Origin of the sequence: Caulobacter sp. UNC279MFTsu5.1, from assembly GCF_900114015.1 — a bacterium.
Taxonomy (GTDB): domain Bacteria; phylum Pseudomonadota; class Alphaproteobacteria; order Caulobacterales; family Caulobacteraceae; genus Caulobacter.
In genome coordinates this window covers 26,132-47,221 of record NZ_FORN01000006.1, presented here as the reverse complement: position 1 = coordinate 47,221, position 21,090 = coordinate 26,132, and the positions used below count along the sequence as shown (strand labels likewise).

Below are 21,090 nucleotides of genomic sequence, written 5' to 3'. Positions count from 1 at the left end.
CCCTCTCCCGCAGGAGAGGGTTAGGGCCTGGCCAATCCGGGAGGCTCCATGCCACGACGCCTGATCGCGCTCGCCGCCTCGACCCTGCTAACGGCCGCCGCCGCCCACGCCCAGCCGAGCCAGGCCCAGCTCGATCGTTTCGCCGCCGTGCTGGACGTCCGCTACCGGGTGTTGGACAATCGTCCCGGCCCCGCCGTCTGCGCGCCTGCCCCGTCGTGCCACCTGGCCGAACTGACCCTGGCCGCGCCGCAGGCCCCGGCCGCCGGCTGGGCGCTGTATTTCAGCAGCGTCACCCCGATCCTGCGGGCCGGCAGCGACGACTTCGCCCTGACGTCCATCAACGGCGACCTCTACCGCCTGGCACCGACCACGGCCTTCGCCGGGTTCGCGCCGGGACGACCGATCCGCATCCCCCTGAAGCTGGAAGGCCACCAGCTGTCCGAGCTCTATCCGATGCCCAACTACTACGTCGCGGCCGAGGGCCTCGCGGCGCGGACCATCGCCAGCACCCGGCCGACGGTCGATCCAGAGACCGGACTGGAAAGCCTTCCGTTCGTCGCGCCGTTCACCGACGAGGCCCGGCTGGCCGGCGGCTCGGCGGCTGACACGACGGTCTGGGCCACCGCGCCGCGGGTCTTCGCCGTCAACGCCGCCGCCGGGGCGAGTGTCCAAGCGATCCCGCGCGGCGCCGTCCTGCCCACGCCCTTGCGGACCCGGCTGGACCCGAGCGGCGGGGACCTGGACCTGTCGCGCGGCGTGAAGATCTCGATCGCTGGCGCGCCGCGCGCGGCCCTGGCCGCCGGCCTGGCGCATCTGGCCCGGGCGGGGGCGGGCGAAGCCGACGGCGGCGTCCCGCTGCGGATCCGGCTGGCGCCCGCCGAGAAGCTGGCTCTCGGCGGCTATCATCTGGCGATCAGGGCGGGCGGGATCGAGATCGTCGCCTCGGACCCCGAAGGCGCGGCCAACGGCCTGGCGTCGCTGGCCCAGCTGATCGACGCCCGTCGCACGGTCCCGCTGCTGGCCATCGACGACGCCCCGCGCTTCGATTTCCGCGGTCTGCACATCGACGTGGCCCGCAACTTCCATTCCAAGGCCGAGATCCTGGCCATCCTCGACCAGATGGCGGCCTACAAGCTGAACCGCCTGCACCTGCACTTGGCCGACGACGAGGGCTGGCGGGTCGAGATCGCCGGCCTGCCGGAGCTGACCGCGATCGGCTCGCGCCGCTGCCACGACCTGGCCGAGCGGACCTGCTTGTTGCCGCAGCTGGGCTCCGGGCCGGATCCGTCGACGCCGGTCAACGGCTTCTATTCCCGCGCCGACTATGTCGAGATCGTCCGCGCGGCCCAGGCGCGCCACATCCAGGTGATCCCGTCGTTCGACATGCCGGGCCATTCGCGGGCGGCGATCAAGGCCATGGAGGCGAGAGCCGCCCGCCTGCGCGCCGAGGGGGCGCCGGAGGCCGAGGCGGGCCGCTACCTGCTGAGCGAGGCCGAGAACAGGTCGGTCTACAGCAGCATCCAGCACTACAACGACAACACCATCAATGTGTGCCTGGACAGCGCCTACGCCTTCCTCGGCAAGGTGGTCGACGAGATGGTCGCCCTGCACGCCGCCGCCGGCCAGCCGCTGACCCGCTACCACATCGGCGCCGACGAGACCCCCGGCGCCTGGAGCGCCTCGCCGGCCTGCGCGGCTTATGAGGCCCGGACCGGGGTCAAGCCCGCGGACCTTGGCGGCCACTTCATCGAGAAGGTCTCGGCCTTGCTGGCGGCGCGGGGCGTGGTCGTGGGCGGCTGGAGCGACGGCATGGGCCACGCCCAGGCTGACCGCATGCCGGCCAAGGTCCACTCCAACAATTGGGGCGCCCTGGCCGGCGAAGGCCCCGCCAGCGCCCACCTCCAAGCCAACCAGGGCTGGGAGGTGGTGATCTCCACGCCCGAGGTCCTGTATTTCGACAGCCCCCAGGCCGCCGATCCCAAGGAGCGCGGCTACGACTGGCCCTCGCGGGCCACCGACACCCGCAAGGTGTTCGACTTCATGCCCGAGAACCTGCCGGCCCACGCCGAGCTGTGGACCGACCTGCACGGCAAGCCCCAGGCCTCCAAGGACGAGCATCCGCTGCAGCCCGGCGTGCGCTTCGGCGGCCTGCAGGGCCAGCTGTGGAGCGAGACGATCCGCTCGGACGCCCAGGTCGACTACATGCTGTATCCGCGGATGCTGGCCCTGGCCGAGCGGGCCTGGCACGGCGCCAGCTGGGAGACGCCCTACACGCCGGGCAAGGCCTACGACCCCACGACCGGCGCTTTCACGGCCGAGATGCGCGCCCGGCGCGACGCCGACTGGGCGGCCTTCGCCAACCTGCTGGGCGGGCGCGAATTGGCGCGGCTGGACGCGGCGGGCGCAGCCTATCGCATCCCGACGGTCGGGGCGGTGGTCGAGAACGGCCGGCTGCGGGCCAATGTCGAATTCCCCGGCCTGCCGATCGAATACCGGGTCGACGGCGGCGCCTGGCGGCCCTATGCGCCGGACGCGCCGGTCGCCGGCAAGGTCGAGGCGAGGGCCCGCTCGGCCGACGGAAAGCGGGCGGGGCGGACGGTTTTTATCCCCTAGGCGCCGCAAACCTCATCAGCGCATTGCACAAAAATCATGGCGGGCGCCGCCCAAAGGGGCGCCGGAGCCCTTCGCAACGCCCGTTACGATCCTGCAACGGTCGCGGCGCTTGCGGAAATTTCAGGTTCGACGAACTGTTTCCATCGCGGCCGTGGCCGTGAGTTACGTCTGTATTCGCGTATAACAACAAGAACACGCTTACCGGGAAACGCCTTAGAGGAGAAAAACAATCGCGCTTAGATAGCGCACGAGGGGGTATCATGAATAATCGTACGCGAAATATCCTATTGTCGGGTGTTTCGACTGTCGGCATCGGTCTTGCTTTTGGTGTCAATGCTTATGCAGCCGCTGCGCCCGAGCCTTCGCCGGACGTGGCCGAACTCGAAGCCGTCATCGTCACCGGGACGCGCACGTCCGGCATGAAGGCCGTCGACAGCCCTGCGCCGATCACCGTGCTGGGCAACGACGTCCTCAAGAAGACCGGCCAGCCGGACATGATCCAGGCGCTGGCCCAGAACGTCCCGTCGTTCAACGCCCAGGCCTTCGGCGGAGACACCGCCAACCTGACCCTGTCGGCCAAGCTGCGCGGCCTGAGCCCCAACCACGCCCTGGTGCTGGTCAACGGCAAGCGTCGTCACGGCACGGCGAACCTGGCGGTCCTGGGCGGACCGTTCCAGGGCGGCGCCTCGGCCGACCTGAACTTCATCCCCCTGGCCTCGGTCGACCACGTCGAAGTGCTGCTGGAAGGCGCCGCCGCCCAGTACGGCACCGACGCCATCGCCGGCGTCATCAACATCATCCAGAAGAAGTCGACCACCGGCGGCGAGGTCGTCCTGTCGGGCGGCAAGTATTTCGACGGCGGCGGCGACACCGGCGACTTCACCGCCAATGTCGGCTTCGCCCCCAACGACAAGTCGTACCTGAACATCACTGGCGAGACGAAATATCACGGGTTCAGCTTCCGCGGGGATTCCGACCCGCGCACCCTGAACACCCCCTACAACACCACCTCGAGCTCCAGGCTTTCGAACTATCCGGAGATCGTCAACGCCAGCGACTATCCGTACATGAACCGGATCGCCGGCGACGCGCAGTACCGCCTGAGCACCCTGGCCTACAACTTCGGCTACGAGGTGACGCCCGACATCGAGCTCTACAGCTTCGGCACCTACGGCTACAAGAAGAGCCAGGCCTATGAAAACTACCGGGTGCCCAGCCTGGTGGTCGGCAAGGACGGCACGCGAGCCCGTCCGCTGGGCTTCAGCCCCAAGGAGTCGATCACCGAGCACGACTACGCCGTCACCGGCGGCGCCAGCGGCGTGCTGGCGGGCTGGAACTTCGACCTGAGCACGACCTACGGCAAGGACGACGAATCGGTCAACGTCCTCAACTCCCTGAACCGCTCGCTATACATCGACAGCTCGACCGCGACGACCAAGGGCTTCTCGCCCAGCAACTTCCATGCGGGCGACTTCATCGGCTCGCAATGGACGACGACCCTGGACGTGACCCACGACTTCGACGTGGGCCTGGCCGGGCCGCTGACCTTCGCGGCCGGCGCCGAGTACCGGAAGGAAACCTACGAGATCAAGGCCGGCGACGAGGGTTCGCGCTACAAGGAAGGCTCGCAGTCCTATCCGGGCTTCTCGCTGACCGACGCGGGCAAGCACGATCGCGACAACAAGGCCGTTTATGCCGATCTGGCCGTCAAGCCGATCGAGGCCCTGCAACTGGACGCCGCGGTCCGCTACGAGAAGTTCAGCGATTTCGGCGACACCACGGTCGCCAAGCTGACCGGCCGCTACGACTTCTCGCCGGCCTTCGCCGTGCGGGCCACGGCCAGCACGGGCTTCCGAGCCCCGACCCTGGCCGAGGAGTTCTACTCGGCCACCAACGTGTCGCCGACCTCGGCCTTCGTGCAGCTTCCGCCCAACTCGGCGGCCGCCAAGCTGGTGGGCGTCAACGGCCTGAAGCCGGAAAAGTCCGATAACTACAGCGTGGGCTTCGTGACCCACCTGGTTCCGAAACTGACGATGACGCTCGACCTCTACGAGATCAAGATCAAGGATCGCATCGTCGGCTCCGGCTCGCTGTTCGGCTCGGGCGGCGCGATCAACTCGCCGGCGGTGCTGGCGGCGATCATCGCCAACGGCAACGTGCTGGACTCCACCGTCACCCAGACCGGCATCAACATCTTCACCAACGGCCTGGACACCCGCACCAAGGGGGCCGACTTCGTGGCCACCTACAGCAGCGACTTCGACGATTGGGGCCGCGTGGACTGGTCGCTGACCGCCAACTACACCAAGACCGAGGTCACTCGGATCGCGCCGCCGCCTTCGCAGCTGGCGCCGGGAGTGTCGCTGTTCGACAAGACCGCGATCTCCAACCTGGAGGACACCGCGCCGAAGTACCGTGTCGTGTTCGGCGAGCTGTGGTCCAAGGACAAGTGGACCGTGAACCTGAAGGAGTCGCTCTACGGACCGGCCTCGCAGTGGGCCAGCCGCACCGGCGCGACCTACTACAAGACCGAGATCAAGGCGGCGGTGCTGGTCGACCTCGACGTCAGCTACCAGGCCCTCGACTCGGTCAAGCTCAGCATCGGGGCCAACAACCTGCTCAACAAGTACCCCGACCGGGTGAACGGCGGCCTGAAGGACGACTATTTCCGCGCCAACAGCAACGGCTACGTCACCAAGTTCCCCAGCTTCTCGCCGTTCGGCATCAACGGCGGCTACTATTACGGGAAGATCACCTACAGCTTCTAAGGTCCAGAGCGGTCCCGGCGTCCACGGTTCGGATGTCGGGGCCGCGATCGGGCCAGGTCCTCGAGCCGGATGTTCGCGTCCGGCTCGTCCTGTTTCAGGGGGGGCGAGGGGCTTCTTTGCGGGCCTGGACGCCAAGCCGATGATCAGAAGACGGCCAAAGGGCGCCGTGGGCGCCGCGCAAAGGGGCGCCAGGGTCGGTCTGGTGTTACGCCGGCGTCCATTAAGGGGTGCGACTATTGCCGAACTTTACCCTGTGAGGAAGTCTTCGATCAGCGGTGGTCAGCTGCTGATCGTATATGTGACCAGCGTTTGAAATATTATTCCTACGGTTGACAGCATTCAGATCAAAAAAAAGAAATCTATCGGGGGATTCCGCAGGCGGCGAAACCACAACGCGTTCATAACGCCACCCAGGGGATCTTAATGAATAAGTGTTCGAGGAATATCCTGCTAGCCGGGATCTCAATTCTTTCGCTCAGCATGGCGAGCGCCGGCCTGGCCTACGCCGCTGACGCGCCGGCCGAGACGCCCGCCACCGAGGTCGAGACGGTCATCGTCACCGGCACCCGCACCACCGGCATGAAGGCCGTCGACAGCGCCGCGCCGATCCAGGTCGTCGATTCCACGTCGTTGAAGCGGGCCGGCAAGCCGGACCTGATCGCGGCCCTGGCCCAGGCGATCCCCTCGTTCAACGCGCAATCCTTCGGCGGCGACACCGCGGCCCTGACCCTGTCGGCCCGGCTTCGCGGCCTGAGCGCCAACCACACCCTGGTGCTGATCAACGGCAAGCGGCGACATGGCACCGCCAACCTGGCGGTCCTGGGCGGACCCTACCAGGGCGGCGCGGCGGCCGACCTGAACTTCATCCCGCTGTCGGCCATCGACCACATCGAAGTGCTGACCGACGGCGCCGCGGCCCAGTACGGCACCGACGCCATCGCCGGCGTGGTCAACATCATCCTGAAGAAGAACACCTCGGGCGGCTCGCTGGACGTCACGGCCGGCCGCTATTACGCCGGCGACGGCAAGACCGGCAACGTGTCAGGCAATATCGGCCTGTCGCCGTTCGCCAACTCCTACCTGAACCTCACCGCCGAGACCCGCTACCACGACTTCAGCGACTGGGGCGGCGCCGACCAGCGGGTCGTGCGGGCCGTGGCGGCGGGCGCCGACTGGGCCACCAGCCTGGCGGGCTATCCGCACACCAACAAGATCTCGGGCGACGCCCGCTATCAGCTGACCACCGTGGCCTACAACGGCGGCGTGGAGATCGGCGACCTGGAGCTCTATTCGTTCGGCACCTACGGCCACAAATACGCCGGCGCCTACGAGAACTTCCGCACGCCCACCCGCCTGCCGCAGCTCTATCCGCTGGGCTTCAACCCGATGGAGACCATCAAGGAAGAGGACTACGCCGTCACCGGCGGGGTTAAGGGCACGGTGTTCGGCGGCTGGGACTGGGACCTGAGCTCGACCTACGGCCGGGACTTCGACGCGATCAACGTCACCAACTCGGTCAACAAGGATCTCTATCTCGCCCCGTCGACGGTTCCCGGCCATGGCTCGACCCAGTCGGCCTTCCACGCCGGCGCCTTCCTCGCCACCCAGTGGAGCACCACCCTGGACGTCAGCCGTCCCTTCGACGTCGGCCTAGCCGGACCGTTGACCGTCGCCTTCGGCGCCGAGCAGCGTCACGAGACCTACAAGATCAAGGCCGGCGAATACGCCTCGCGCTACAACGGCGGCTCGCAGTCCTATCCGGGCTTCTCGTTGACCGACGCCGGCAAGCACGAGCGGGACAACGTCGCGGCCTATCTCGACCTAGCGGTCAAGCCGGTGGAGGCCCTGCAACTGGACGCCGCCGTCCGCTACGAACACTTCAGCGACTTTGGCGACACCACGGTCGGCAAGCTGACCGGCCGCTACGACTTCTCGCCGGCCTTCGCCCTGCGCGGCACGGCCAGCACCGGCTTCCGCGCGCCGACCCTGGCTGAAGAATACTATTCGGCCACCAATGTCGGGCCGACCTCGGCCTTCGTGCAACTGGCGCCCAACTCGGCCGGCGCCAAGCTGGTGGGCGTCAACGGCCTGAAGCCTGAAAAATCGACCAACTACAGCGTCGGCTTCGTGGCCCACCCGGGCGGGGGGCTGTCGGCGACCTTCGACGTCTACCAGATCAAGATCAAAGACCGCATCGCCGGCAGCGGCTCGCTGTACGGGGCCGGCGGCGCGGTGAACTACCCGGCGGTGGCCGCGGCGATCGCCGCCAACGGCAACTCGATCTCCGACGACGCCACCGACATCGGCATCAACATCTTCACCAACGGCCTGGACACCCGCACCCGCGGGGCCGAAGCGGTCATCAACTATGCGAGCAGCTTCGGCGACCTGGGCCGGGTCGACTGGAGCCTGGCGGCCAACTACGGCAAGACGGAGGTCACCAAGATCGCCGCCGCGCCGGCCCAACTGTCCGGCGCCTCGCTGTACGACAAGTCCGCCATCTCCGACCTGGAAACCGCCGCGCCGCGGTACAAGGTCTCGGCCGGCGCGCTCTACAGTCTCGGTCCGGTGACGGTCAACCTGCACGAGACGCTGTACGGAAAGTCGTCCAGCTACACCACCTACGACGGCGGCACCTACTGGTTGGAGAAGATCAAGCCGGCCTTCATCACCGACCTCGAGATCGACTGGCGGGTGATGGAGCAGTTCAAGGTCTCGGTCGGGGCCAACAACCTGTTCGACAAACAGCCGGAGAAGAAGAGCGCCGCCCAGATCAAGGATGCCGCCGACAACGGCAACGGCGCGCAGGACATCTATCCCAGCTTCTCGCCCTATGGCCTCAATGGCGGTTACTACTACGCCAAGTTCTCCTACGACTTCTGATCTCCGAAAAGCGTTGTGAAACAAGGAAAAGCCGGGTCTCGCGCCCGGCTTTTCTGCATTTTCGTCAACGATGTCCGCCGACGGATTTTCCGGCGGTGAAATCTTGATTTCGGGCGTGAAATTTCACGCCGCCCGCTCTCCGCACAAGCCTCGCCACCGGCGCCCAAGGGGGCGGCGCCAGAGGGTTTTCTCATAAGACGGACAAGTTTTTCGCATTGTTGTCGGACCGGCTTGGTCTGACATAGCCAAGGCGGTCGCCTGGCTAGCAGGCGTCTTTCGCGACAAGAAAAAATCGGGGACGAGTATGGGTGATCAATCGGCGGCCGCGCCGTTGGGCGGGGCTGGCGGCGTACTGACGCGGCGGCGGTTCTTCGAGGGGCTGGCGGCGTTCGGCGGGGTGTCGCTGGCCATGGCCGGCATGGACGCCCTGGGCTTCGGCTTCGCCTCGGCCCAGGCCGCGCCGCCCAAGCTGGAAGGCGACGCCAAGGGGACCAAGGTCGTGGTGCTGGGCGCGGGCCTGGCCGGCATGACCGCCGCCTACGAACTGACCAAGGCCGGCTACCAGGTGCAGATCATCGAGGCCCGTTCGTTCGCCGGCGGCCGCTGCCAGACGGCCCGCAAGGGCTTCCAGCACACCGACCTGGTCGGCAATAGCCAGACCTGCGAGTTCGACGAGGGGCTCTACATCAACCACGGCCCGTGGCGGATCCCGTATCACCACCGCTCGACCCTGCACTACACCAAGCTGTTCGGGGTGCCGCTGGAGAGCTTCGTCAACGACAACGACGCGGCCTATGTCTATTTCGAAAAGGGCGACGGGCCGCTGGCCGGCAAGCCGATCCGCAAGGGCCAGATCGCCGCCGACGCCCGCGGCTACGCCGCCGAGATGATCGCCAAGGCCGCCTCCAAGGGCCAGCTGGACGCGCCCCTGACCCCGGAGGACCGCGACCTGTTCGTGGCCTACATGATCAACGAGGGGCGCTTGTCTCCGACGGATCTTGCCTATACCGGCACGGAGGGCCGGGGTTTCGCCGTCCATCCCGGGGCGGGCGTGGATCCGGGCCCGGGCAAGCCCTCGACGCCCTACAGCCTGAGCGACGTGCTGCACTCCAAGGCCTGGCGGGTGCTCAGCTCGGTCTCCGGCTACGAGCAGCAGCGCACCATGCTGCAGCCGATCGGCGGCATGGACCAGATCGCCAAGGGCTTCGAAAAGCGCGTCGGAACGATGATCCGCTATTCCTGCGTGGTCGACAAAATCAAGCAGGGCCCCAAGGGCGTGGTCGTCACCTACACCGACAAGTTCGGCGAGCAGGACACCATCACCGCCGACTACTGCGTCTGCACCATCCCGCTCAGCGTGCTGAAGAACATCGACGCCGACTTCTCCGCGCCGTTCAAGGCGGCGATGTCGGGCGTGGCCTATGCGCCGGTCAACAAGATCGGCCTGCAGATGAAGACCCGGTTCTGGGAGGAGAACCACCAGATCTACGGCGGCCACATCTATAACGACATGCCGGGGATCGGCACGATCACCCTGCCGTCCACCGGCTGGCAGGGCCAGAAGGGCGTGCTGCTGGGCTACTACGCGTTCGGCGGCGAGGCGGCCAAGATCAGCGCCAAGAGTCCGGCCGACCGCGCGGCCTTCGCCGTGGCCGCCGGCCAGAAGATCTTCCCCGAATACGCCGAGAACTTCGAGAACGCCTTCTCGTTCAGCTGGCACCTGGCCGAGTTCAATCTGGGCGGCTGGGCCGAGTGGGGCGAGGAGGGGCGCAAGTCCGCCTATCCGGTGCTGACCGAGCCCGACGGCCGCGTCTATCTGGCCGGCGAGCACCTGACCTATCTGGGCGGTTGGCAGGCGGGCGCCATCGAGTCGGCCTGGCAGCAGATCGGCAGGCTGCACGCCCGCGTGCTCAAGGCCTGAAGTCGCGCTATGCCTGTTTCTGCTGTTTCAAGGTTCTCCGGGGAGTTTTCATGAGTCGCTCGATCGCTTTCCTCGTTCGTTTTGCGGGAGGGCTGCTGGCCGCCTCCGCTGTCTCGGCGGCCGCTTTCGCCGCCACGCCCTCGGCCCTGTTCAACGACAACTGCTCGGCTTGCCACCAGACGACGGGCAAGGGCGTGAAGGGGGCCTTCCCGGCCCTGGCCGGCGATCCGTACGTGCAGGGCGATCCGGCCCCGATGATGGCCACGGTCCTGGCCGGGCGGGCCGGCATGCCGTCGTTCAAGGACGATCTGAGCGACCTGGAGCTGGCCTCGGTGCTGACCTATGTCCGCACCTCGTGGGGCAACAAGGGCAAGCCGGTCAGCGCCTCCGACGTCGCGGCGGCGCGGGCCAAGCTGAAGGCCGGCAAGAAGCCGGCGAGCCTGCAGGCGCACTAGCGACAGTAAAATCCGCTCATCCCGGCGAATGCCGGGACCCAGATGGAAAGGCGGTCGGGCCGACGCCAGGAGCTCTGAGCTTCTCCAGTCGACCACACCGCCCTGGGATCTGGGTCCCGGCATTCGCCGGGATGAGCGGCGAGAGGAATGGTTTTGATCTTTCGGACCCAAATTCAACAGGAGACGACCATGAAGCGCCTGATCCTCGCCGCCGCGGCCCTCGCCAGCCTCGCCGGAACCGCCGCCAACGCCCAGGAGATCGTCCGGGGCGGCGCGCCGACCTCGCCGATCGCCAGCGTGGTGACCGTGCCGGCCGGCTACGACACCATCTATGTCAGCGGCATGACCCCGCCGCCGCTGGACCCCAAGGGCGATCCCGCCCTGACCGCCACCTTCGGCGACACCAAGACCCAGACGATGGGCGTGCTCAAGCGCATCGAAGAGGCGCTCAAGAGCCAGGGCGCGACCATGGGCGACGTGGTCATGATGCGCGTCCTGCTGGTCGGCGACCCGGCCAAGGGCGGCAAGATGGACTTCGCCGGCATGATGGAAAGCTACAAGACCTTCTTCGGCACCGCCGAACAGCCCAACAAGCCCTCGCGCATCACCAGCCAGATCACCTCGTTGGTGCAGGGCGGCATGCTGGTCGAGATCGAGGTCCAGGCGGCGCGGAAGCCGAAGTAGAGCGCATCTGAACGATCCTTAAGTTGCATGGTCCCGGCCGGGGGCGCGATGGTTCGTCGGGCTCACGGTCGGGATTTTTCATGAGACGCATGCTTCTGGCGGTCCTGGTGGTTGTGGCCTTCGCCAGGCCGGCCCTGGCGGCCGACTATCACGCCATCGTCCGCCGGTTCGTCGACGAGCAAGGCTTCAACGGAGTCGCCCTGGTGGGACGGGGCGACAAGGTCGTGGCTGTGGAGGCCGCGGGCCTGGCCGACGCCGCCGCCGCCAGGCCGATGACCGCCGACACCCGCTTCGAGGTGGGATCCATCTCCAAATGGATCGCGTCCATCGTCGTGCTCCGGCTGGTCGATAAGGGTCAGCTGTCGCTGGACGCGCCGATCTCGACCTATCTGCCGGACTACCGACCCGACACTGGCAAGGTCCTGACGCTGCGTCGGCTGATGAGCCATTCCAGCGGCGTGCCCAACCAGGTCGACGCCGCCCGCAAGGCGGACCCGGCCGTCAAGGGCGTCGAACTGGAGCAGATGGAGGCCGTGCGCCGCTACGCCAGCGGCGACCTCGCCTTCGCGCCTGGCTCGGCCTGGGACTATTCCCATTCCAACTGGATCCTGGTGAAGGCGATCGCCGAGCGCGTGTCGGGTAAAGTCTACGCACAGCTGGTGCGGGACGAGATCGTGCGGCCGCTAGGGTTGAAGAACAGCGGGGTGTTCCACGGCATATCCGCCCGGTCCGTCGAGGCGGCCGAGGGCTACGCCGCGCTGACGCCTGTTCCACAGCTGAAGTCCTCGCCCATGCCCGACTACATGGCCATGGTCGGCGGCTACTACACCACCGCGCCCGACCTGCTGAAGCTGATGGACGGCGTGCTGGGCGGCCGCCTGCTCAAGCCGGCGTCGCGCCAAGCCTTGCTGATGGTGCTGATGCCTGACCAGCACTACGCCCTGGGTGGACGCGTGAGGGCGCCCATGATCGCCGGTCGGGCTCGCGAGGCGGCCTGGGAGGACGGCTCCAACGGCGGCTTCCGTGTCCTGGCCCGGCGAGTCCTGGCCGACGGTCACACCGTGATCGTGCTGACCAACGCCAGCTTCGACTACCAGAAATTGGGCGATCTGGGCGAGGCGCTGATGGAGGCCGGATACCCTTGACGGGCGACGTTTCGCCACGCGCGCAACGGCCCCCTGTTAATCCTCCCTAACTGGCTGTTAACCATGACGGGCGATGGTGCGAGTCACCGTCAGTTCCCCGCGTGCGCGCGTACCGTAGAGGCCTTCCGATGACCGGAGCCGAAGTCCTGGATGTCGGCCGCGACGCGATCTGGCTGACCCTGCAGCTCTGCGCGCCGATCCTGATCGTCGGCCTGGTGGTCGGCGTGGCCATCGGCCTGTTCCAGGCCCTGACCCAGATCCAGGAGGCCACCCTGGTCTACGCGCCCAAGATCGTCGCGATCTTCGTTTCGCTGCTGCTGTTCCTGCCGCTGATGGGCGCGCTGATGTCCGGCTTCATGAAAGAGATCGCCGCCAAGATCGCCGGAATGTAGGGGGCAGGGGGCTTTGGACAGCTTCGCCACCGTTCTGCAGGTCTATACCGGCGGGCTGGTCTTCGCTCGGATCGGCGCGATGGTCATGCTGATGCCCGGCATCGGCGAGACCGTGGTGCCGCCGCGCATCCGGCTGTCGTTCGCGGTGCTGATGGCCCTGCTGCTGGCGCCCCTGGTCTCCAAGTCGATCGTCACCGTGCCCAGCAGCGTCGGCGCCATGAGCGGCGCGGTGCTGCACGAGGTGCTGGTCGGGCTGATGATCGGGGCGGTGTTGAAGCTGTTCGTCAGTTCGCTGACCACGGCCGGCGAGATCATCTCGCTGCAGACCACCCTGTCGTTCGCCCAGACCACCAACCCGGCCGGGGCCCAGACCAGCACGGCGGTGGCCACCTTCCTGTCGATGCTGGGCCTGACCCTGATCATGGTCACCGACCTGCACCACCTGTTCATCGGGGCGATGGTCAAGTCGTACGACCTGTTCCCGTTCAGCCGCCCGGTGCCGGTGGGCGACGCCGCCGCCCTGGCCGTGCGCACGGTGGCCGACTCGTTCAAGCTGGGCCTGCAGCTGTCGGCCCCGGTCCTGGTGTTCTCGATCGTCTTCAACCTGGCGACCGGCCTGGTCGGCCGGGTGATGCCGTCGTTCCAGATCTTCTTCGTCACCTCGCCGCTCAGCGTCATCCTGGGCCTCTCCTTGCTGGGCCTCTCGCTCGGCGGCATCGCCATGGTGTGGACCGATCGCTATCGGGACCTGCTGGCGGTGTTCAACTAGGGGGACGCCATGGCCGACGAGCAGGACGACGCCTCGAAGACAGAAGAGCCAACAGCCAAGAAGCTGTCGGACGCCCGCGCCAAAGGCGACGTCCCGAAATCCGCCGACATCTCGCAGTTGGCCTCGCTGTCCGGGGCGTTCGGCGTCGTGGTCATCGCCGGCGGCTGGCTGACCCGCGACATGGTCAATTCCCTGACCCCGTTCCTGGCCCATGCCGGCACCATGGACGTCGAGGGCGGCATCCGCGCCATCGCCAAGACCGCGGTCATGGCCGCCCTGCCGGCGGTGATCCTGGTGATGGTGGTCTCGGGCCTGCTGGGGGCGGCGGCCAACGTGGCCCAGTCCGGCTTCATCCTGTCGGCCGACAAGATCAAGCCCGACCTGAAGAAGCTGGACCTGATCAAGGGCCTGGGCCGGATCTTCGGTCCCGACGGCTTCGTGCAGTTCGCCAAGTCGGCCCTGAAGTTCCTGGTCACCGGGATCATCGCCTGGTTCGTGGTCAAGCCCGACGCGGCCCAGATCACCACCCTGGTCGGCATGGACGTCGGGGCGATGATCCCGATGTCCATGAAGCTGTGCACGAAGCTGTTCTGGATGGTGCTGATCTTCCTGATCGCCACCGCCGGCTTCGACTGGTTCTGGCAGCGCATCCGCTTCAACAAGCGCATGCGGATGAGCCTGCAGGACGTCAAGGACGAGATGAAGCAGTCCGAGGGCGACCCGCATATCAAGGGCAAGCAGAAGCAGCTGCGCATGCAGCGCTCGCGCCAGCGGATGATGGCGGCCGTGCCCAAGGCGACCGTCGTGGTCATGAACCCGACCCACTACGCCGTGGCGCTGAAGTACGAGCAGGGCGAGACCGCCGCGCCGATCTGCGTGGCCAAGGGCGTTGACGACCTGGCCCTGAAGATCCGCGCCGTGGCCGAGGAGGCCGGCGTCTACGTGCTTGAGGACCCGCCCCTGGCCCGCGCGCTCTACGCCGCCATGGACATCGACGAACAGATCCCGGCCGAGCACTTCGAGGCCGTGGCCAAGGTCATCGGCTTCGTGATGAGCAACAAGCAGGCCAAGAAGCGGGCCTGGGCGGACTGACGGGCTTGGCTCAAGCCACGTAGCGGGCGACGACCATGCCCAGGATCGTGATGATCAGCAGGCCGCCGGCGATGCGCTGGCTGCGGGCCGGGGCGCCGCGATCGACGATCTGGACCACCAGGGCGATGACGGCCGCGGCGACGGCGACGGCCAGCACCTGCTCCTGCCGGCCGAAGGCGCCGCCGTGTAGGAGGACGGCTAGCGGAACCCCGGTGACGATGGCGACTCCCGCCGCGCCGAACTGCGGACGGCGCAGGGCGTCGATCCCGCTTCCGCCCGTCCGAGCCAGCACGAAGGTCGAGCCCGCCCAGAAGGTGGCGGACAGCACGTGAAGTGACAGCAGCAGCATCAGGCCGATGGTCATGGCGGCATCCTTTCGTGAACCGCCGTTCCGGCGGCGCGATATAGATAGACATTGAATCATTCGATGTCTATCTATTGGTCCATGAACGCTCCAGGTCCGCCCTCCGCCCCGCCGATCGGCTTCGTGCTGGCCCAGGTGTCCAAGGCCGTGGCCCGGAGTTTCGACGAGGCGATGACCCAGGCGGGCGGTTCGCTGCCGACCTGGCTGGTCCTGCTGTCGCTGACGCCCGGCGGCCATCGGCCCCAGTCGGACCTGGCCCAGGCCGTCGGCGTCCAGGGGCCGACCCTGACCCACCACCTGAACGGCCTGGAGGCCCGGGGCCTGATCACCCGCGTCCGCGACAAGGCCGACCGCCGCGCCCACCAGGTGGCCCTGACTCCGGAGGGCCGGGCGATGTTCCTGCGGCTGCGCCAGACCGCCGAGCGCTTCGACGCCCGCCTGCGCGGCGACCTGACGCCGGAGGAGGTCGACCTGCTGCGCGGCCTGCTGCACCGCCTGCGCGCCAACGTGGCGGACTAGGTCGGCGACCATAATCCCGTCACGGAATCAGGAATCGATCACGGATCGCGCTCCGCGAGCGGGTTAAGGCTATTCTATCCCGCGAATCGATGGGCTGGACGCCCGCAAGGCTGCAGAAGGATTTCGGTCGACCATGACCGAGACGCCCATGAAAGACTTTGGCGCGACGGATTCCGTCGGCGCCGGAAAGCGCCGCCCCGATCTGTTGATCTGGGGCGCGGCCATATTCCTGGTGCTGGCCGCGGTGTTCGCCGCCGCCCCCGCCCTGCGGGCCGGTCCGGCCACCCTGGCGGGGCTGCTGCTGCTGGGCGGGCTCGCCGGCGTGGCGATCCTGGGCCTGGTGGCCATCCGCGCCTCGACCGCGATCGGCGATCCCGAGCCCGAGGGGGCCGAGGCCTTCGTCGAGGCCCTGTCCGAGCCGGCCGCCGTCACCGCCGCCGACGGCCGCCTGCTGGCCGCCAACGCCGCCTGGATCCAGGCCGTGGGCGACGCCCGCCGCCTGCCCCGGGGCGCGGCCGGCGCCCGCCTGTTCGCCGCCCTGGTCAAGGCCCGCGACGGCCAGCGGGCCGAGGGAACGCTGATCATCGCCGGGCAGGAGCGGCGCGCTGAGGCCGCCCGCCTGAGCGGAGGCCGCCTGCTGGTCCGCCTGCCGTCGGTGGTCGAAAAGGAGGTCTTCGTTCCGACCGCCGCGCCCGCGCCGGTCGTCGCCCCGTCCGCCCCGGCCCCGCGCTCGCTGGACGCCTTCTCCGGCGCCTCGCCGTTCGGCGCGGCCCTGCTGGAGGGGCTGGACCCGTTCAACTCCCGCATCCTCGAGGCCAATCCTGCCCTGGCCGCCATGACCGGCGTCGCGCCATCGGGCGCGCTGTTCGGCGCCCTGATCGACCCGCCCTCGCGCGCCGAGGCGGAGACCCGGCTGGCCGAGGGCAAGAGCGGCCCGTTCGAGGTGCGCCTGGCCCGCGACCCGACCCGCATCGCCCACCTCTATCTCTACCGGGCCGACGAGCGGCTGGTGGCCTATCTGATCGACGTGTCCGAGCAGAAGCAGATGGAGCTGCAGCTGGCCCAGGCCCAGAAGATGCAGGCCATCGGCCAGCTGGCCGGCGGCGTGGCCCACGACTTCAACAACCTGCTGACCGCCATCCAGCTGCGCCTGGACGAGCTGCTGCACCGCCACCCGGTCGGCGATCCCTCGTACGAGGGCCTCAACGAGATCCGCCAGACCGGCGTGCGGGCCGCCGACCTGGTCCGCAAGCTGCTGGCCTTCAGCCGCAAGCAGACCGTGCAGCGCGAGGTGCTGGAGCTGGGCGAGCTGATCAGCGAGTTCGAGGTGCTGCTGCGCCGGCTGCTGCGGGAAGACGTCAAGCTGGTCACCGACTATGGCCGGGACCTGCCGCAGGTGCGGGCCGACAAGAGCCAGCTGGAAACCGCCGTCATGAACCTGGCCGTCAACGCCCGCGACGCGGTGCGGGCGGCCAAGGGCGGCGGCGTCGTGCGCATCCGCACCGCCCGCCTGTCCCAGGACGAGGCCCAGTCGCTGGGCTTTCCCGGCGCCGAGGGCGACCAGGCCTTCATCGAGGTCAGCGACGACGGACCCGGCATCCCGCCCGAGGTGATGGGCAAGATCTTCGACCCGTTCTTCACCACCAAGCCGGTGGGCGAGGGGACGGGCCTGGGCCTGGCCACGGTCTATGGCATCGTCAAGCAGAGCGACGGCTGGATCCACGTTCACAGCCGTCCGGGCGAGGGCGCGGCCTTCCGCATCTTCCTGCCCGTGCACGAGCCGACCCCGGCCCAGCAGGCCGCCGCCGCGACCGCCGCCGCCGCGCCCGAGGCCAAGCCGCGCCCGCCGCGCGACCTGTCCGGCGCCGGCCGCATCCTGTTCGTCGAGGACGAGGACGCCGTGCGCGGCGTCGCCGCCCGCCTGCTGCGCGCCCGGGGCTACGAGGTGCTGGAGGCCAGCGACGGCGAGGAGGCCCTGATCATCGCCGAGGAGCACGCCGGCACGATCGACCTGCTGATCAGCGACGTGATCATGCCCGGCATCGACGGCCCGACCCTGCTGAAGAAGGCCCGCGGCTACCTGGGCAACGCCCCGGTGATGTTCATCAGCGGCTACGCCGAGGCCGAGTTCAGCGACCTGCTGGAGGGCGAGACCGGCGTGACCTTCCTGCCCAAGCCGATCGACATCAAGACCCTGGCCGAACGGGTCAAGCAGCAGCTGCAGGCGGCTTAAGGGGCGGCGAGCGTCTTCTTCGAGGCGCGTTCGGGAACGCGCATCGGACCGCATTGCTCTGAATTCCTCATCCTGAGGCGCCCGCGCAGCGGGCCTCGAAGGACGCAAAGCGGTTCGATCCCACCAGCCGTTGCGGACGTTGTCCGCCCCCCCCGGGGGGGGCGGAGCGCCTCACCCTCGCTGCAGCAGCACCGTCGGCGCCTCGCGGTAGGTGGTGCGGGCCACCTCCAGGAAGCCCATCTTGTAGGCCAGCTTCAGGGACGGGGCGTTGTCCGGATCGATGATGCAGACCACCGGCGCGTCGCCCCACTGGTCGCGGCCCCAGGACAGGGCGCCGATGATCGCCTCGCTAGCGAAGCCCTTGCCGTGGGCCCAGCTGGCCAGGGCCCAGCCCATTTCGGGGATCCCGTCGATCGAGGGCTGGATCCCCCGGCGGAAGTCGGCGAAGCCGATCTCGCCGACATAGCGGCCGGTCGCCGTCTCGCGCGCCGCCCAGTAGCCGTAGCCCAGCACCGCCCACAGCCCCCGGGCCCGCAGCAGGCGGTGCCAGCTCTCCTCGGGCGTCGAGGTGCGGCCGCCGATGTGGCGGGTGACCATCGGATCGCTCCACATCGCGGCGCTGTCCTCGAAGTCGGAGGCTTGCGGCGGGCTCAGGGTCAGGCGGGCGGTGGTCAGGGTGGTCAGGGTGGGCGGGATCGTGGACGGAATCATCGAGGTCCTGTTCGGCTTTGCGCGGCCAGCCTATACGGGCTGAACCTGTTCGCCAGGACCTGATCCATGACCGCGCCGCAAGACGCCATCGCCGCCCGCCGCAAGCTGACCAACAGGCTGATCGCCGGCAAGGACGCCCGCCGCCTGGCCCCGTTCTTCGCGCCGGACGCCAAGGTGATCGTCGGCGACGGCTCGCTGATCCTGGGGGCGCGCGACGTGCTGGAGGCGTTCGCGGGCCAGTTCGCCGACCCGGCCTTCGTCGCCTATGTCCGCACGACCGAGCGCATTGAGCTGGACGCCGCCGGCGACCGGGCCGCCGAGCACGGGACCTGGGTCGGGACCACGCGCGGCGTGGCCGACACTCGCGGGACCTATCTGGCGACCTGGCGCAAGGTCACTGGCCAATGGGTGATCGAGAACGAGCTGTTCGTGACCCTGAGCTAGGGGGCGGAGCGACGCTTTCGACCGCACGAAACGTGCGCTTCGCCGCAAGATGACGGGAAATTAATGCCGGCGCCGTTGCCCGGCCGGGCAAGGCCCTCTACCCCTTGGCGTCCGAAGATCGAGGGAAGGGGACCCAACCTTGCAAAACCGCCGTCAGATGCTGCTGTCCACCGTCGCCGTGGGCCTGGCCGCCGCGACCCCCGGCCTGGCCCTCGCGCAGGGCGCCGCGCCGGCCCCGGGCGAGAGCGCCAAGCTCAACGCCCTGTTCGACGCCATCATGGCCAAGCAGCTGCGCCAGTCGCCCGAGACGGCCACGGGCCTGGGCCTGGACGTCGGCGACCTGGCCTGGACCAAGTCGCAGCTGGGCGACCGCTCGTTCGCCGCCATCGACGCCGGCGTCGCCCAGACCCGCCAGCAGCTGGCCGACCTGCGGGCCATCGACCGCAAGGCCCTGACCGGCATGGACGTGGTCAACTACGACACCGTCGAGTTCACCCTGGCCGTGCAGGACGAGGGCAACAGCAAGTTCACCTACGCCGGCGGCGGTTCGGGCGCGCCCTATGTGCTCAGCCAGCTGACCGGGTCCTACCAGTCCTATCCCGACTTCCTCGACACCCAGCACTCGATCGAGACCAAGGCCGACGCCGACGCCTATCTGTCGCGCATGGAGGCCTTCGCCCGGCTGATGGACCAGGAGTCGGCCATCGCCAAGCGCGACTACGCCGACGGCGTGATCCCGCCGGACTTCGTCATCGACAAGGCCCTGATCCAGATGAAGGCCTTCGCCGGCACGCCCACCGCCGAGGCGCCGCTGGTGCTGTCGGTGGCCCGCCGGACCAAGGACAAGAACATCCCCGGCGACTGGGCCGGCGAGGCGAGCAGGATCTACGAGACCTCGGTGCTGCCCGCCCTGAAACGCCAGATCGCGCTGCTGGAGAGCGTCCGTCCGAAGGCGACCCACGACGCCGGCGTCTGGCGCCTGAAGGACGGCGGCGACTACTACGCCGTGTCGCTGAAGAACTACACGACCTCGACCCTGACTCCCGACGAGATCCACCAGCTGGGCCTGGACCTGGTGAAGTCGATCTCGGCCCAGGCCGACAAGCTGTTCAAGAGCATCGGCATGACCAAGGGCACGGTCGGCGAGCGGATGGCCGAGCTGGGCAAGGACGTCTACGACAACACCGATCCGGCCAAGGAACAGCTGATCCGCGACCTGAACGACAAGGCCAAGTGGATCGAGAAGCAGCTGCCGGCCTATTTCGGCCAGCTGCCCAAGGCGCCGCTGGAGATCCGCCGCGTGCCCAAGGCCATCGAGGCCGGCGCGCCGGGCGGCTACTACAATTCGCCCTCGCTGGACGGCAAGCGCCCGGGGATCTACTGGATCAACCTGCGCGACACCAAGGAACAGGCCAAGTACACCCTGACCACCCTGACGGTGCACGAGGGCGTCCCCGGCCACCACCTGCAGCTGTCGATCTCCAACGAGACCAAGGGCCTGCCGCTGCTGCGCAAGACCATCGGCAATTCGGGCTATACCGAGGGCTGGGCGCTCTATTCCGAAGAGCTGGCCGTTGAGATGGGCATCTACAAGACCGACCCGCGCGGCCACATCGGCATGCTGCACGACGCCCTGTTCCGCGCCGTCCGCCTCGTGGTCGACAGCGGCATGCACTACAAGAAGTGGAGCCGCGAGCAGGCGGTGAAGTACATGGCCGAGACCATGGGCGACGAGGAAAGCGGCACGATCACCGAGATCGAACGCTACGTCGTCTGGCCGGGCCAGGCCTGCAGCTACATGATCGGCAAGATCACCTGGCTGCGGGCCCGCGAGCGCGCCAAGAAGGCCCTGGGCAAGCAGTTCGACATCCGCAAGTTCCACGACGCCGGCCTGCAGGCGGGCATGACCCCGCTGACCGTGCTGGACCGCGTGATCGACGACTACATCGCGCGGACCAAGGCGGGGAAGTAATACCCTGATCCCTCTCCCCTTGTGGGAGAGGGCGGCCTCCGAAGGAGGTCGGGTGAGGGGGCGAAGAACAGAAACGCCGCGACAGCCTCAAGGCCGGTCGCGGCGTTTTGCTTTTGAAAGACCCC

16 protein-coding genes are annotated in these 21,090 nt (G+C 68.2%); 14 read left to right on the top strand and 2 right to left on the bottom strand.

Annotated features, from left to right (window positions below):
• The first annotated feature begins 48 nt into the window (after nt 1–48).
• From BM066_RS04860 to flhB, 10 genes are all read left to right on the top strand, one after another.
• Entirely contained in the window at nt 49–2,613 is a 2,565-nt protein-coding gene (locus BM066_RS04860) for a family 20 glycosylhydrolase (protein ID WP_018113282.1), read from the top strand.
• Between the two features lie 371 nt (nt 2,614–2,984).
• Nucleotides 2,985–5,381, top strand: coding sequence for a TonB-dependent receptor plug domain-containing protein (locus tag BM066_RS04855; RefSeq protein ID WP_018113283.1), 2,397 nt, complete (start codon nt 2,985–2,987; stop codon nt 5,379–5,381).
• A 480-nt stretch (nt 5,382–5,861) separates the two neighbouring features.
• On the top strand, nt 5,862–8,264 hold the full coding sequence (locus BM066_RS04850) for a TonB-dependent receptor plug domain-containing protein (RefSeq protein WP_018113284.1): 2,403 nt from the start codon (nt 5,862–5,864) through the stop codon (nt 8,262–8,264).
• A gap of 304 nt (nt 8,265–8,568) precedes the next feature.
• On the top strand, nt 8,569–10,185 hold the full coding sequence (locus BM066_RS04845; RefSeq protein ID WP_018113285.1) for a flavin monoamine oxidase family protein: 1,617 nt from the start codon (nt 8,569–8,571) through the stop codon (nt 10,183–10,185).
• Between the two features lie 50 nt (nt 10,186–10,235).
• A complete protein-coding gene (locus tag BM066_RS04840) occupies nt 10,236–10,640 on the top strand; it encodes a c-type cytochrome (RefSeq protein ID WP_018113286.1) in 405 nt (134 codons plus the stop codon).
• Between the two features lie 189 nt (nt 10,641–10,829).
• Nucleotides 10,830–11,324: a RidA family protein gene (locus BM066_RS04835; RefSeq protein ID WP_029589477.1), complete on the top strand. Its 495-nt coding sequence runs from the start codon at nt 10,830–10,832 to the stop codon at nt 11,322–11,324.
• Nucleotides 11,325–11,404: 80 nt separating this feature from the next.
• Complete coding sequence (locus tag BM066_RS04830) at nt 11,405–12,469, top strand: serine hydrolase domain-containing protein (RefSeq protein WP_255367474.1); 1,065 nt, start codon at nt 11,405–11,407, stop codon at nt 12,467–12,469.
• A gap of 128 nt (nt 12,470–12,597) precedes the next feature.
• A complete protein-coding gene (gene fliQ, locus BM066_RS04825; RefSeq protein ID WP_018113289.1) occupies nt 12,598–12,861 on the top strand; it encodes a flagellar biosynthesis protein FliQ in 264 nt (87 codons plus the stop codon).
• Between the two features lie 13 nt (nt 12,862–12,874).
• Nucleotides 12,875–13,630, top strand: a complete 756-nt coding sequence (gene fliR, locus BM066_RS04820) for a flagellar biosynthetic protein FliR (RefSeq protein ID WP_018113290.1) — start codon at nt 12,875–12,877, stop codon at nt 13,628–13,630.
• 9 nt (nt 13,631–13,639) lie between these two features.
• Nucleotides 13,640–14,722 carry a flagellar biosynthesis protein FlhB gene (gene flhB / locus BM066_RS04815; RefSeq protein WP_018113291.1) on the top strand — a complete coding sequence of 361 codons (1,083 nt, stop codon included), beginning with the start codon at nt 13,640–13,642 and terminating at the stop codon, nt 14,720–14,722.
• A 10-nt stretch (nt 14,723–14,732) separates the two neighbouring features.
• Here flhB and BM066_RS04810 read toward each other — a convergent pair whose 3' ends face one another.
• Nucleotides 14,733–15,086, bottom strand: a complete 354-nt coding sequence (locus BM066_RS04810) for a hypothetical protein (protein ID WP_018113292.1) — start codon at nt 15,084–15,086, stop codon at nt 14,733–14,735.
• Between the two features lie 63 nt (nt 15,087–15,149).
• Between BM066_RS04810 and BM066_RS04805 the strand changes: the two genes are divergently transcribed.
• Together BM066_RS04805 and cckA are read left to right on the top strand one after the other, a co-directional pair.
• A complete protein-coding gene (locus tag BM066_RS04805; protein WP_255367473.1) occupies nt 15,150–15,605 on the top strand; it encodes a MarR family winged helix-turn-helix transcriptional regulator in 456 nt (151 codons plus the stop codon).
• Between the two features lie 148 nt (nt 15,606–15,753).
• A complete protein-coding gene (gene cckA, locus BM066_RS04800; protein ID WP_049801626.1) occupies nt 15,754–17,838 on the top strand; it encodes a cell cycle histidine kinase CckA in 2,085 nt (694 codons plus the stop codon).
• A 171-nt stretch (nt 17,839–18,009) separates the two neighbouring features.
• Here cckA and BM066_RS04795 read toward each other — a convergent pair whose 3' ends face one another.
• Nucleotides 18,010–18,549: a GNAT family N-acetyltransferase gene (locus BM066_RS04795; RefSeq protein WP_018113295.1), complete on the bottom strand. Its 540-nt coding sequence runs from the start codon at nt 18,547–18,549 to the stop codon at nt 18,010–18,012.
• A gap of 66 nt (nt 18,550–18,615) precedes the next feature.
• On the opposite strand from BM066_RS04795, the gene BM066_RS04790 reads away from it, so the two are divergent.
• Together BM066_RS04790 and BM066_RS04785 are read left to right on the top strand one after the other, a co-directional pair.
• Entirely contained in the window at nt 18,616–18,993 is a 378-nt protein-coding gene (locus BM066_RS04790; protein ID WP_018113296.1) for a YybH family protein, read from the top strand.
• A 139-nt stretch (nt 18,994–19,132) separates the two neighbouring features.
• The gene (locus tag BM066_RS04785; RefSeq protein ID WP_029589478.1) at nt 19,133–20,965 is read left to right on the top strand and encodes a DUF885 domain-containing protein; all 1,833 of its coding nucleotides are present in this window, start codon (nt 19,133–19,135) and stop codon (nt 20,963–20,965) included.
• Nucleotides 20,966–21,090: the final 125 nt, after the last annotated feature.